This window comes from Nonomuraea sp. NPDC003804, from assembly GCF_040610675.1.
Classification (GTDB): domain Bacteria; phylum Actinomycetota; class Actinomycetes; order Streptosporangiales; family Streptosporangiaceae; genus Nonomuraea.
The window spans coordinates 112,306-124,184 of sequence record NZ_JBEXMT010000016.1 but is presented as its reverse complement, the minus strand read 5'-3'; the positions used below and the strand labels follow the sequence as shown (position 1 = coordinate 124,184).

At 72.3% G+C, this 11,879-nt stretch carries 12 protein-coding genes and 2 tRNA genes; 7 read left to right on the top strand and 7 right to left on the bottom strand.

All coding sequences use genetic code 11. From position 1 onward, the window contains the following. Positions 1–103 precede the first annotated feature (103 nt). The 3 genes from ABZX22_RS22750 to ABZX22_RS22740 are packed head-to-tail and all read right to left on the bottom strand — an operon-like array spanning position 104 to position 2,989. Entirely contained in the window at positions 104–637 is a 534-nt protein-coding gene (locus ABZX22_RS22750; RefSeq protein ID WP_354912329.1) for a hypothetical protein, read from the bottom strand. Between the two features lie 17 nt (positions 638–654). Further along, on the bottom strand, positions 655–1,656 hold the full coding sequence (locus ABZX22_RS22745) for a LacI family DNA-binding transcriptional regulator (RefSeq protein WP_354912326.1): 1,002 nt from the start codon (positions 1,654–1,656) through the stop codon (positions 655–657). Beyond that, entirely contained in the window at positions 1,649–2,989 is a 1,341-nt protein-coding gene (locus tag ABZX22_RS22740) for a rhamnulokinase family protein (protein WP_354912324.1), read from the bottom strand. The genes ABZX22_RS22745 and ABZX22_RS22740 overlap by 8 nt, the downstream gene beginning before the upstream one ends. 98 nt (positions 2,990–3,087) lie before the next feature. Here ABZX22_RS22740 and rhaI point away from each other — a divergent pair, with 98 nt between their 5' ends. The 4 genes from rhaI (at position 3,088) to ABZX22_RS22720 (ending at position 7,515) form a co-directional block, all read left to right on the top strand. Beyond that, positions 3,088–4,233 (top strand): L-rhamnose isomerase, encoded by a 1,146-nt coding sequence (gene rhaI / locus ABZX22_RS22735; protein ID WP_354912321.1) that lies wholly within the window; start codon positions 3,088–3,090, stop codon positions 4,231–4,233. A gap of 85 nt (positions 4,234–4,318) precedes the next feature. After that, the gene (locus tag ABZX22_RS22730; RefSeq protein WP_354912318.1) at positions 4,319–6,418 is read left to right on the top strand and encodes a bifunctional aldolase/short-chain dehydrogenase; all 2,100 of its coding nucleotides are present in this window, start codon (positions 4,319–4,321) and stop codon (positions 6,416–6,418) included. A gap of 98 nt (positions 6,419–6,516) precedes the next feature. Next, positions 6,517–6,993, top strand: coding sequence for a nucleoside deaminase (locus ABZX22_RS22725; RefSeq protein WP_354912315.1), 477 nt, complete (start codon positions 6,517–6,519; stop codon positions 6,991–6,993). 12 nt (positions 6,994–7,005) lie between these two features. Then, the gene (locus tag ABZX22_RS22720) at positions 7,006–7,515 is read left to right on the top strand and encodes a pyridoxamine 5'-phosphate oxidase family protein (RefSeq protein WP_354912312.1); all 510 of its coding nucleotides are present in this window, start codon (positions 7,006–7,008) and stop codon (positions 7,513–7,515) included. 93 nt (positions 7,516–7,608) lie between these two features. Here the strand turns inward: ABZX22_RS22720 and ABZX22_RS22715 are convergent, their stop codons facing one another. Then, on the bottom strand, positions 7,609–7,779 hold the full coding sequence (locus ABZX22_RS22715) for a hypothetical protein (protein WP_354912310.1): 171 nt from the start codon (positions 7,777–7,779) through the stop codon (positions 7,609–7,611). Between the two features lie 204 nt (positions 7,780–7,983). On the opposite strand from ABZX22_RS22715, the gene ABZX22_RS22710 reads away from it, so the two are divergent. After that, positions 7,984–8,142: a hypothetical protein gene (locus tag ABZX22_RS22710; RefSeq protein WP_354912307.1), complete on the top strand. Its 159-nt coding sequence runs from the start codon at positions 7,984–7,986 to the stop codon at positions 8,140–8,142. Positions 8,143–8,246: 104 nt separating this feature from the next. Here the strand turns inward: ABZX22_RS22710 and ABZX22_RS22705 are convergent. From ABZX22_RS22705 to ABZX22_RS22695, 3 genes are all read right to left on the bottom strand, one after another. Further along, positions 8,247–8,321 (bottom strand) — tRNA-Val (locus ABZX22_RS22705). Positions 8,322–8,333: 12 nt separating this feature from the next. Continuing rightward, positions 8,334–8,405: transfer RNA gene (locus ABZX22_RS22700), tRNA-Gly, on the bottom strand. 150 nt (positions 8,406–8,555) lie between these two features. Then, a complete protein-coding gene (locus ABZX22_RS22695; RefSeq protein ID WP_354912304.1) occupies positions 8,556–9,092 on the bottom strand; it encodes a CGNR zinc finger domain-containing protein in 537 nt (178 codons plus the stop codon). A 102-nt stretch (positions 9,093–9,194) separates the two neighbouring features. On the opposite strand from ABZX22_RS22695, the gene ABZX22_RS22690 reads away from it, so the two are divergent. Continuing rightward, positions 9,195–9,953 carry a class I SAM-dependent methyltransferase gene (locus ABZX22_RS22690; RefSeq protein ID WP_354912302.1) on the top strand — a complete coding sequence of 253 codons (759 nt, stop codon included), beginning with the start codon at positions 9,195–9,197 and terminating at the stop codon, positions 9,951–9,953. Between the two features lie 215 nt (positions 9,954–10,168). Then, positions 10,169–11,719 (top strand): histidine ammonia-lyase, encoded by a 1,551-nt coding sequence (gene hutH / locus ABZX22_RS22685; RefSeq protein WP_354912300.1) that lies wholly within the window; start codon positions 10,169–10,171, stop codon positions 11,717–11,719. Positions 11,720–11,879: the final 160 nt, after the last annotated feature.

The window sequence follows — 11,879 nt, the reverse complement described above, 5'->3', positions numbered from 1 at the left end:
CGGCGGGGTGGTCGAGCTCGGAGCGGGCATCGTCGAACGCCACCCGGCAGGGACGGCGCGCCGGGCGGTCAGTGGACGGTCTCGGCGATCGGGGGTCTCCCGGTCAGCGCGGCAGCGGCCTGGTCTGGTCGTCGTCGCCGCGGTCGGGGCGCTGGAAGGGGGTGAAGGCGGAGGGGTAGGCCGGCTGCTGGGACGGCGGGCCGTACGGGGCGGGCGGCGGGGGAAGCTCGGGCCTGGCCGAGCGCCAGCGCGAGGGGAAGGCGGAGGCGGTCACCAGCATCACGCCGAGGGCGAGCAGCATGCCGGTCGGGCCGAGCACGTCGAAGCCGTACTTGAGGGTGTCAGGCAGCAGGAGCAGCAGGTCCGACGGATACAGCCAGGGCATGACCAGCACCACGCCCATCAGGGTGTAGGTGAGGCCGGCCAGCAGCGAGGCCACGGGGGACAGCCGCGAGCCGGCGACGAATCCGAGCACGATCGCGGTTCCGGCGAGCGCGAGTGCTCCCCACCACGGCCCGGTGTAGGTCCTGAACGCGAACAGGATCTGGCCCGCGCCGAAGGCGAGGCCGACGGCCAGCAGGGGAGTCAGGAGCAGCCCAGCGACCACTCCGAGGACATGGCGGACAGCGTTGGACATGCTGGGAAGTCTAGACGTCACCGCGTCGATTCCCTGATCACCAGTTCGGGTTGGAACATGATCTGCTGGTGGGCGTGTGTGTTGGGATTGTCACACTCGTCCAGCAGCAATTCGGTGGCCACCCTGCCGAGCTGGTAGGTCGGCTGCCTGACCGAGCTGAGCGAGACCGCCGACGCGGCGGCGAAGTCGATGTCGTCGTAGCCGATCAGCGACACCTGCTCGGGCACCCGCACGCCCGCCTGCAGCAGGCCGCGCAGCAGGCCGAGCGCCAGCAGGTCGTTGGCGCAGAAGACGGCGTCCGGCAGGTCGGCCACGAGCGTCTCCGCGGCCTGCTGGCCCGCCTTGGCGGTCATCGACGGCATCTCCAGCACGCGCAGCTCGGCGGGGTCGCGGCCGGCGGCGGCCAGCGCCCGCTCGGCCCCCTCGCGCCGCTCGCCGCACTGCCGCATCGAGGCGGGTCCGGCGACGTAGACGAGCCGCTCGGCCCCGCCCGCCAGCAGGTGGGAGACCGCCATCGTGCCGCCCATCACGTCGTTGACCGACACCGCGCACTGGTCGGGCCGCTCGGCGGGATGGTCGACGAGCACCACGCTGATGCCGCGCGAGCGCAGCCGCTCCAGGCGACGCGAGTCGTCGTCGGACGGGGTGATCAGCACGCCGCGCACCCGCTGCTCGGCGAAGACCAGCAGGTTGCGCTCCTCCTTGGCCCTGCTGCCTGAGCTGTTGCCGAGGATCACCGCGTAGCCGCGGTCGCTGGCCAGATCCTCCACGCCGGCGGCGACGTCGGTGAAGAACGGGTTGCCGATGTCGATCACCGACAGGCCGATCGTCCGGCTGTGGCCCGCCCTCAGCGTCGAGGCCGACCCGTGGCGGACGAAGCCGAGCTCGCGGATCGCCTGCTCGACCCGGCTGCGCGTGGAGCCGGCGACCTTCTCGGGGCGGTTGAGGACGTTCGACACCGTGCCGGGCGACACGCCCGCCCTGGCCGCGACCTCCTTGATGCTGACCGGTTCAGCCACGCCCGCCCCCCGGATGGTAGGTGCGCAGCGGCTGGCTGCGCCGTACCAGCTCGCGCGGGTCGGCCACCAGCCCCAGGGCACGCGCCTGCACCAGCACGTTGCCCAGCGCCGCCGCCTCCACCGGCCCCGCGACCACGGGCAGGCCCGTGGCGTCGGCCGTCAGCTGGCACAGCAGCGCGTTGCGAGCGCCGCCTCCGACGATGTGCACGACCTCGACCTCCCGTCCGCTCAGCCGCGCGGCGTCGCTGACGGCTCTCCGATAGGCGAGGGCGAGGCTTTCCAGGATGCATCGTACGGCCTGCGGCCTGCTCGACGGTGCGGGCTGCCCGGTGCGCGCGCAGTAGGCCGCGATGCGGGCCGGCATGTCGCCCGGCGGCAGGAAGCTCGGATCGTCAGGATCGATCACCGCCGTGGACCGCTCGGCCGCGGCCGCCCGCAGCAGGCCCTCCAGGTCGCTCTCGCCCCATGCCCGCACGCACTCCTGCAGGATCCACAGGCCCATGACGTTGCGCAGGTAGCGGATGGTGCCGTCGGCGCCCGCCTCGTTGGTGAAGTTGGCGGCCACGCTGCCGTCGGTCAGCACCGGTTCGTCGAGCTCGACGCCGACCAGCGACCAGGTGCCGCAGGAGACGTAGGCGAAGCGTGGCGTCCGCGCGGGCACGGCGACCACGGCGGAGGCGGTGTCGTGGGAGGCGACCCGCGTGACGACCGCGCGGTGCCCGACGTCGGCCGTCAGCGGGCCCGCGACGCTCCCCGGAGGGGAGATCTGCGGGAAGATGCGCGCCGGCAGGCCGAGGTCGGCGATCAGCGGCCGTGCCCAGTCCCTGCCCCTGACGTCGAACAGGCCGGTGGTGGAGGCGTTGGTGAGCTCGGCCCCCTTGACGCCGGTCAGCCAGTAGGTGAGCAGGTCGGGGATGAGGAGCAGCGTCTCGGCGTGGTCGAGCCGGCTCTCCAGCAGCTGGTAGAGCGTGTTGAACGGCAGGAACTGCAGGCCGTTGACCTGGTAGCGGTCGAGGTCGAGCCGCTCGGTGTAGCGGGCGGTGCGCGCGTCCCGGTAGTGGACCGGGTTGCCGATGAGTGCGCCCTCGCCGTCCAGCAGGCCGTAGTCGACCGCCCACGAGTCGACGCCGATCGAGTCGGTCTCGCCGGCCCTCCGCAGGCCGTCGAGGGTGTCGTGGTAGAGGGCCAGGATGTCCCAGTGGAGGGTGCCCGCGACGGTGACGGGACGGTTGGGGAAGCGGTGCACCTCGACGAGGTCGACCCGGTCGGCCGTGACCTCGGCGCGCATGACCCGGCCGCTGGACGCGCCGAGGTCGACAGCTGTGATTCGCATGCGCTGATTAAAACGTATTTCCCGGCTTGGCATTGACCTTCAGCGGATGTGAGTCTAGTTTTCGTTAAAACGTTTCAGACACCCAAGCGGGGAGTCGCATGATCAAGGACCTGCTCAGGCGGCAGCACATCGAGACGCCCTCATGGGCGTACGGCAACTCGGGCACGAGGTTCAAGGTGTTCGCCCAGCCGGGCGTGCCCCGCGACCCCTACGAGAAGCTGGCCGACGCCGCCCAGGTGCACGCCTTCACCGGCATCGCGCCCACCGTGGCGCTGCACATCCCGTGGGACCGGGTCGACTCCTACGAGGACCTCGCCGGGCACGCCGCCTCGCTCGGCCTCGGCATCGGCGCGATCAACTCCAACGTCTTCCAGGACGACGACTACAAGCTCGGCAGCGTCACCCACCCCGACCCCGCGATCCGCCGCAAGGCCCTCGACCACCTGCTCGCCTGCGTCGACATCATGGACGCCACCGGCTCGGCCACCCTCAAGCTGTGGTTCTCCGACGGCACCAACTACCCCGGCCAGGACGACATCAGGGCGCGCCAGGACCGGCTGGCCTCCGCGCTGGAGCAGGTCCACGAGCGGCTGGGGGAGGGGCAGCGGCTCCTGCTGGAGTACAAGCTGTTCGAGCCCGCCTTCTACGTCACCGACGTGCCCGACTGGGGGACCGCCTACGCCCACTGCCGCGCCCTCGGCGACAAGGCGCAGGTCGTCGTCGACACCGGCCACCACGCGCCCGGCACCAACATCGAGTTCATCGTGGCGTTCCTGCTGCGCGAGGGGAAGCTGGGCGGCTTCGACTTCAACTCCCGCTTCTACGCCGACGACGACCTCATGGTCGGCGCGGCCGACCCGTTCCAGCTGTTCCGGATCATGTTCGAGGTGATCAGCGGAGGCGGGTACGGCCCGCACGTGTCCTTCATGCTCGACCAGTGCCACAACATCGAGCCGAAGATCCCCGGGCAGATCAGGTCGGTCATGAACGTCCAGGAGGCCACGGCCAAGGCGCTGCTCGTCGACCGGGAGGCACTGGCCGCGGCGCAGGCCGAGGGTGACGTGCTGGGGGCCAACGCCGTGCTGATGGACGCCTACAACACCGACGTGCGGGCCATGCTGGGGGAGTTGCGGGCCGAGATGGGCCTGGACCCCGACCCGATGGCGGCGTACGCGAGGTCTGGGTACTTCGAGAAGATCGCGGCCGAGCGGGTGGGCGGCTCCCAGGCGGGATGGGGCGCGTGACCCGGCAGGTCCTGCCCCGCGACCCACCGGCGCGGCCTGACGATCCAGCTCCATCACCGACACCACACGCAAAGGGAGACACCTGATGACGGTTACCGAGCTGCTCGACCGGGCCCATGCCCTCGGCTCGGACCCGCGCAACACCAACTTCGCGGGCGGCAACGCCTCGGCCAAGGGCGTCCGGCGCGACCCCGTGACCGGCGGCGACGTCGAGCTCATGTGGGTCAAGGGCTCCGGCGGCGACCTCGGGACCCTCACCGAGGACGGCCTGGCCGTCCTGCGCCTGGACCGGCTGCGCGCCCTCGCCGGCGTCTACCCGGGGGTGGAGCGCGAGGACGAGATGGTCGCCGCCTTCGACTTCTGCCTGCACGGCAAGGGCGGCGCCGCGCCGTCCATCGACACCGCCATGCACGGCCTGCTCGACGCGCCCCACGTCGACCATCTCCACCCCGACTCCGGCATCGCCCTGGCCACCGCCGCCGACGGGCCCGAGCTGACCGCCCGCATCTTCGGCGACCGGGTGCTGTGGGTGCCGTGGCGGCGGCCCGGCTTCCAGCTCGGTCTCGACATCGCCGCGCTGCAGGCCGCCAACCCGCAGGCCATCGGCTGCGTCCTCGGCGGCCACGGCATCACCGCGTGGGGCGCGACGAGCAAGGAGTGCCAGGCGAACTCCCTCGAGATCATCCGCACCGCCCAGCGCTACATCGACGAGCACGGCAAGCCGGAGCCCTTCGGCCCGGTGATCCACCCCTCGCCACCGGCCACCGAGCGGAGGGCGCGCGCCGCCGCGCTCTTCCCGCTGGTCCGCGGCCTGTGCTCCACCGACGTGCGCCAGGTCGGCCACTACACCGACAGCCCGGAGGTCCTGGACTTCCTCGCCCGTGCCGAGCACCCGCGCCTGGCCGCCCTGGGAACCTCCTGCCCCGACCACTTCCTGCGGACGAAGGTGGCTCCCCTCGTCCTCGACCTTCCCCCCACCGCCTCGCTGGACGAGGCGATGGCGCGGCTGCGCGTCCTGCATGCCGAATACCGTGACCGGTACGCGGCGTACTACCGGCGGCATGCCGTACCGGACTCGCCCGCGATGCGCGGCGCCGACCCGGCCATCGTGCTGGTGCCCGGCGTCGGCATGTTCTCCTTCGGCAAGGACAAGCAGACCGCGCGGGTCGCCGGCGAGTTCTACGTCAACGCCGTCAACGTGATGCGCGGCGCCGAGGCCGTCTCCACCTACGCGCCGATCCCCGAGTCGGAGAAGTTCCGCATCGAGTACTGGGAGCTCGAGGAGGCCAAGCTGCGCCGCCTCCCCAAGGCCAAACCGCTGGCCGGACGGGTGGCGCTGGTCACCGGCGGCGGCTCGGGCATCGGCGCCGCCACCGCCCGCCGCCTGGCCGCCGAGGGCGCCTGCGTCGTCGTGGCCGACCGCGACCTCGCCGCCGCCGAGAAGGTCGCCGCCGAACTCAACGGCCACCCCCACCTGCCGCCCGCCGCAGGCGTTCCCGGCGCGGCCGGGCCGAGCGCCGTGGAACCCGCCGGCCGGCGGGGGGCGGACACAGCCGTCGCCGTCGCGGTGGACGTCACGTCCGAGGAGCAGGTCGTCGCGTGCGTACGGCAGGCCGTCCTCGCCTTCGGCGGCGTCGACCTGATCGTGAACAACGCCGGCCTGTCCCTCTCGCGGTCGCTCCTCGACACCACCCTCGACGACTGGAACCTCCAGCACGACGTCATGGCCAGGGGCTCCTTCCTCGTCTCGCGGGAGACCGCCCGAGTGCTCCTCCTCCAGGACATCGGCGGCGACATCGTCTACATCTCCTCCAAGAACGCCGTCTTCGCCGGGCCGAACAACCTCGCCTACGGAGCCGCCAAGGCGGACCAGGCCCACCAGGTGCGCCTGCTGGCCGCCGAGCTGGGCGCCCACGGCATCCGGGTCAACGGCGTCAACCCCGACGGCGTGGTGAGGGGGTCGGGCATCTTCGCGTCAGGGTGGGGGGCGAACCGGGCCGCCGTCTACGGAGTGGAGGAGGAGAAGCTGGGCGAGTTCTACGCCCAGCGGACGCTGCTGAAGCGCGAGGTCCTGCCCGAGCACATCGCGGCGGCGGTGTTCGCGCTGACCGGCGGCGACCTGTCGCTCACCACGGGGCTGCACATCCCCGTCGACGCGGGGGTCGCCGCGGCCTTCCTCCGCTGAGCCGGGGCGGTCGCCGGCGAGCCGTCCATGTCGACACGCCGGTGCTCGGCGGCGGTCGTGCGCGGCCGGGGTTCACCGGCCGCGCCTAGCATGGGCCGGTGAACGAGATCGATCTGCGGCATCTGCGCCGCTGCCTGGAACTGGCCGCCGAGGCGCTGGAGTCGGGCGACGACCCGTTCGGCTCGGTGCTGGTGGCCGCCGACGGCACCGTCCTGGCCGAGGACCGCAACCGCGAGACCTCCGCGTCGGACCCCACCCGCCACCCCGAGATCGACCTGGCCAGGTGGGCGGCCGCGAACCTGCCGGTGGAGGAGCGGGCCGGCACGACCCTCTACACCTCCGGCGAGCACTGCCCGATGTGTTCGGCCGCGCACGGCTGGGTGGGGCTCGGCCGTATCGTCTACGCCGCCTCCGCCGCCCAGTTCGCCGCCTGGCGGGCCGAGCTCGGCCTGCCCGCCTCGCCCGTCAACGCGCTGCCGATCCAGCAGGTGGTGCCCGGCGTCACGGTGGAGGGTCCCGTCGCGGACCTGGCCGAGGAGGTGCGCGCCCTCGTGCGTCGTTCGGCCGGGGGATGATATGCCGGAGGTATGGCGGACAAGGATCCCGAGACGACGCTCGACCGCCGCTTCAGCAGCGACAACGCCACCCCCACCAGCTGGGCGGAGGCGCGCGACATCCTGTCGGCGGCGGAAATCTACTGGCTGTCCACCGTACGGCCTGACGGCGGCCCGCACGTCACCCCGCTGATCGCCGTCTGGCACGACGGCGCGCTGTACTTCTGCACGGGGGCGACCGAGCGCAAGGCCAAGAACCTGGAGAGCAACACCCGCTGCGTGCTCACCACCGGCTCCAGCTCCATGAGCGGCGGCCCGGACGTGGTGGTCGAGGGACGCGCGGAGCCGGTGACCGACGAGGCCGAGCTGCGCCGGCTGGCCGAGGCGTACACGACCAAGTACGGCCCCGACTGGCGCTTCGACGTGGCCGACGGGGCGTTCGTCGGACGGGGTGGCCGGGTGCCGGTGTTCAGGGTCGCGCCCGAGCGGGCCTTCGGCTTCGCGCGGGACGGCGAGTACGGCCAGACCCGCTGGCTGTTCTGACCGCCCGCGACAGGCCACGCACCGCGCCACACGAGGCGGGACGCGCCCCGCGACGGCCCGGCGCCGCGCGTGGCGACCCGGGATCTGACGTGGTCAGGCCGTGGCGGTGAGGGCGGGGAAGCCGGTTCGCCAGGAGGGCCAGGCGGGGGTCCAGCCGAGGGCACGGGCCTTCGAGGTGCCGACCACCTCGTGTCCCGCCTCGACCAGCAGCGGCACCAACTGACGGCCGACGGCCCCGTTGGCCCCTGCCAGGACGATCTTCATTCGGGTCGAACCTCCTTCGCCGGAACACCGCGGCGGTGACGGCGTCAGAGATCGTAGCCAGGGGCGCGCGGTCGGGCCCGGCGCGGGGTCGGCCTGACCGCGACGCGGTCCCCGGAGAGTACGGAGATCATCTTTTCGCAGGTCGCGGCCACGATCATTACCTTCAGTAACATCTGGACCGCGCTGACGACAGTGGATACGTTTTTGACCCTCTTCCGACAGAAGGCGATGATGAACGACGAATCCCCTGGCCGGCTGCCGATGCGTGAGGACGCCGAACGCTGTCCCAGCACCGACCGCGGCCGCCGCTGCGTCCTGCCGCCCGGCCACCCCGGCGACCACGTCTACCCGCCGCTCACCTGACCCGCTCTCACCTGACCCAGCCGCGAGGAGCGCCCGCCCCCACGGGCGGGCGCGGGTCTGCGTAAACACGAAACCCCAGGCCGGGACGGCCTGGGGTTTCGATGTGGTGGACGATACTGGGATTGAACCAGTGACCTCTTCCGTGTCAGGGAAGCGCTCTCCCGCTGAGCTAATCGTCCTCGGTGCTTCCGAGCGGAAGACGGGATTCGAACCCGCGACCCTCACCTTGGCAAGGTGATGCTCTACCACTGAGCCACTTCCGCGTTGCCGCTCGTTCGCGACGACGAAGAGAACTGTACCGAATCCTTGCCGAGTCCCCAAACCGAAAGCGGCGCGCACGGAGTGACCCCGGCCGCCGCAACGGAGCCCGGCGGGCCGGACGGCGTCGACGGGCCCGTCCGGCGCGGTGACGGTCAGGTCCTGGCGCGGGCGCGGAACGCGGCGGTCTTCACCCGGTTCTGGCAGGCCGTGGAGCAGAAGCGGCGGGTGCCGTTGCGGGAGACGTCCACGTAGACCCGGTCGCAGTGCGGCGCCGTGCACACGCCGAGCCGGTCGTGGAACTCGCTTCCCAGCACGATCGCCAGCGACGTCGCGCAGCTGGCCGCCCAGTCGCCCGCCATGGTGCCGCCGGGGCCGTGGAAGTGCAGGTGCCAGGGTTCCCCGTCGTGCCGGTCGAGGCGAGGCCGCGCGTTGGTCTCCTCGAGCAACCGGTTGATCTGCCCGGCCGCCGCGTCGATGTCGCCCGAGGAGACGGCCTCGAAGACGGTGCGCAGCCGCCGCGCGACGGCGGCCAGCTCCGTCGCCTCCGTCGGGCTCGCCTCCTGGTGGCGCGGGTAGCCGGCGCGCAGCCCGTCGGTTGCCGCCGGCGCCAGGTCGGCGGGGAGGGCGTAGGGACGGCCCCGCCGCTCGCCCGGGGTCAGGGAGTTGATCAGTCCTACGGCGACCCGCACGACGCCATCATTGTGACTGTTGAATTCCACTTGACCAGTTACTCCCTCGCGCTCTACGTTGTGACTGCCGAAATTGTAAACGACGGTCACAAGGAGATCTTCGTGCTCACCAACGCTGCCGCCAAGGAGTGGATCGCACGCTGGGACCGCCAGCAGGAGGGCTACCTGCCCGACCGTGAGGAGCGTTTCACCGCGTTGATCGACGCCGTGGAGGCTCTGGGGCGCCCCGACCCGCTCGTGATCGACCTCGGATGTGGCCCCGGCTCGCTGTCGGCCAGGCTGGTCGAGCGCCTGCCCGAGGCCACCGTGATCTCCGTCGACGCCGACCCGCTGCTGCTCGGGCTCGGTCGCGCCGCCTATCCGCACCTCCGTTTCCTCTCGCTCGACCTGCGCACTCCCGGATGGACCCGGCAGCTCGGCCTTGACCGGCAGGCGGACGCGGCGGTGAGCACCACCGCGCTGCACTGGATCGCCGGTCCCGAGCTGGCCACCCTGTACGGCGAGCTGGCGGCGGTCCTGCGGCCCGGCGGGCTGCTGCTCAACGGCGACCACCTCGACTCCGACGACGCCACGCCGTCCCTCGCCAGGCTGGAGCGTGCCGTACACGAGAGGGAGACCGAGCGCTACTTCGGCGGCGACCTGCCCGAGGGCTGGAAGCAGTGGTGGGAGGCGGTGGCGGCCGACCCCGACCTGGCGGCGCTCAACACCGCCCGCACCACGGCGGGCAGCAGCCACAGCGGCGCGGAGTCCAACCTGCTCTCCACGCACGTCGACGCCCTTCGCGGCGCCGGCTTCGCCGAGATCGGCACGCTGTGGCAGCGCGGCAACAACCGCCTGCTGTGCGCGGTGGCGGGTGCCTAGACCGGCCCCGTGGGTGTCGGCCGAGGCGTGGCCGCGCAAGCCGTCGCTTGTGCGGCCCGTCCCGCACCCCTCTCCGCGCTCCACGCCGACCAGGCCGAGCCCGACGGCCCCACGTGGTGATTCCGCCCATGCCGGGGCAGGAGAGACGGTGCGGTCGGTTGCCCTGTAAGGAGCTAACATCACATACGCCGGTTACCTGAGCGAGAGAGTGCAATATGCGCGACAACGAAGTCGTGAACGTCGGTCCTGAGCCGCTGACCTTCGACGACGTCATCCGAGTGGCCCGCCACGGCGCCCCCGTCCACCTCACGGACGACGCGATCGCCGCCATCTCCGCCGCCCGCCAGCGGGTGGACGAACTGGCCGAGAGCCCGACCCCCGCCTACGGCGTCTCCACCGGGTTCGGCGCGCTGGCCACCAGGCACATCGACCCCTCGCTGCGCGCCCAGCTGCAGCGTTCGCTGGTGCGCTCCCATGCGGCCGGCAGCGGGCCCGAGGTCGAGACCGAGGTGGTGCGCGCGCTGATGCTGCTGCGCCTGCACACCCTCGCCACGGGTCACACCGGCATCCGCCCGACGACCGCCAAGACCATGGCGGCTCTCCTCAACGCGCACATCACCCCGGTCGTCCACGAGTACGGCAGCCTGGGCTGCTCGGGAGACCTCGCCCCCCTCGCCCATGTCGCCCTCACCTTGATGGGCGAAGGCGTCGTGAGGGACAAGTCCGGAAAGGTCGGACCGAGTGCCGAGGCGCTCAAGCAGGCGGGCATCGAGCCCGTCGAGCTGGCCGCCAAGGAGGGCCTGGCTCTCATCAACGGCACCGACGGCATGCTCGGCATGCTCATCCTCGCCATCCACGACCTCACCAGGCTGCTCAAGACCGCCGACATCAGCGCCGCCATGAGCGTGGAGGCGCTGCTCGGCACCGACCGCGTCTTCGCGCCCGAGCTGCAGGCGCTGCGCCCGCAGCCGGGCCAGGCGCTGGCGGCGGCGAACATGGTCCGCGTCCTGAAGGACTCCGGGATCATGGAGAGCCACCGCGACCCCAACGCCTGCACCCGCGTCCAGGACGCCTACTCGCTGCGCTGCGCCCCGCAGGTGGCCGGCGCCGCCCGTGACACCGTCGCCCACGCCGCCAACGTGGCCACCTGGGAGCTGGCCTCGGCCGTCGACAACCCCGCCGTCCTGGCCGACGGCCGGGTGGAGTCCAACGGCAACTTCCACGGCGCGCCCGTCGCCTACGTCCTCGACTTCCTGGCCATCGTCGCCGCCGACGTCGCCTCCATGTCCGAGCGCAGGACCGACCGGTTCCTCGACGTGGCCCGCAACCACGGCCTGCCCGCCTTCCTGGCCGACGACCCGGGCGTCGACTCCGGCCACATGATCGCCCAGTACACCCAGGCGGCCATCGTGTCGGAGATGAAGCGCCTGGCCGCTCCCGCGAGCGTCGACTCGATCCCGAGCTCGGCCATGCAGGAGGACCACGTCTCCATGGGCTGGTCGGCCGCGCGCAAGCTGCGCCGTTCGGTCGACGGGCTGACGCGGGTGCTGGCCGTGGAGGTGCTCACCGCCGCGCGGGCCATCGACCTGCGCGCTCCGCTCCAGCCCGCCCCCGCCACCGGGGCCGTGGTCGGGGCGCTGCGCGACAGCGTGCCGGGGCCCGGCACCGACAGGTTCCTGGCGCCCGAGATCGAGTCCGTCGTCCGCCTGGTCGCCGACGGCACGGTCGTGTCCGCCGTCGAGTCCGTCACCGGCCCGCTGGCCTAGCCGCTCGCCCCGAGATGGGCCGCCGCCCACCGGCGGCCCGTCTCGCACGGCCCGCCTGTCAGAGCGCGGACGGCGGCCCTCCTGGCACGGCGCGGACGGCGGCGCCGTCTCGCACGGCCCGCCTGGCACGGCGCGGACTGCGGCCCGCCGCCTTCGTGCC

Coding starts and splice junctions, on each gene's coding strand:
- ABZX22_RS22740 (WP_354912324.1), bottom strand. CDS start 2,989: ATGCGAATCACAGCTGTCGACCTCGGCGCGTCCAGCGGCCGGGTCATG.
- ABZX22_RS22730 (WP_354912318.1), top strand. CDS start 4,319: ATGACGGTTACCGAGCTGCTCGACCGGGCCCATGCCCTCGGCTCGGAC.
- rhaI (WP_354912321.1), top strand. CDS start 3,088: ATGATCAAGGACCTGCTCAGGCGGCAGCACATCGAGACGCCCTCATGG.
- ABZX22_RS22720 (WP_354912312.1), top strand. CDS start 7,006: ATGGCGGACAAGGATCCCGAGACGACGCTCGACCGCCGCTTCAGCAGC.
- hutH (WP_354912300.1), top strand. CDS start 10,169: ATGCGCGACAACGAAGTCGTGAACGTCGGTCCTGAGCCGCTGACCTTC.
- ABZX22_RS22750 (WP_354912329.1), bottom strand. CDS start 637: ATGTCCAACGCTGTCCGCCATGTCCTCGGAGTGGTCGCTGGGCTGCTC.
- ABZX22_RS22715 (WP_354912310.1), bottom strand. CDS start 7,779: ATGAAGATCGTCCTGGCAGGGGCCAACGGGGCCGTCGGCCGTCAGTTG.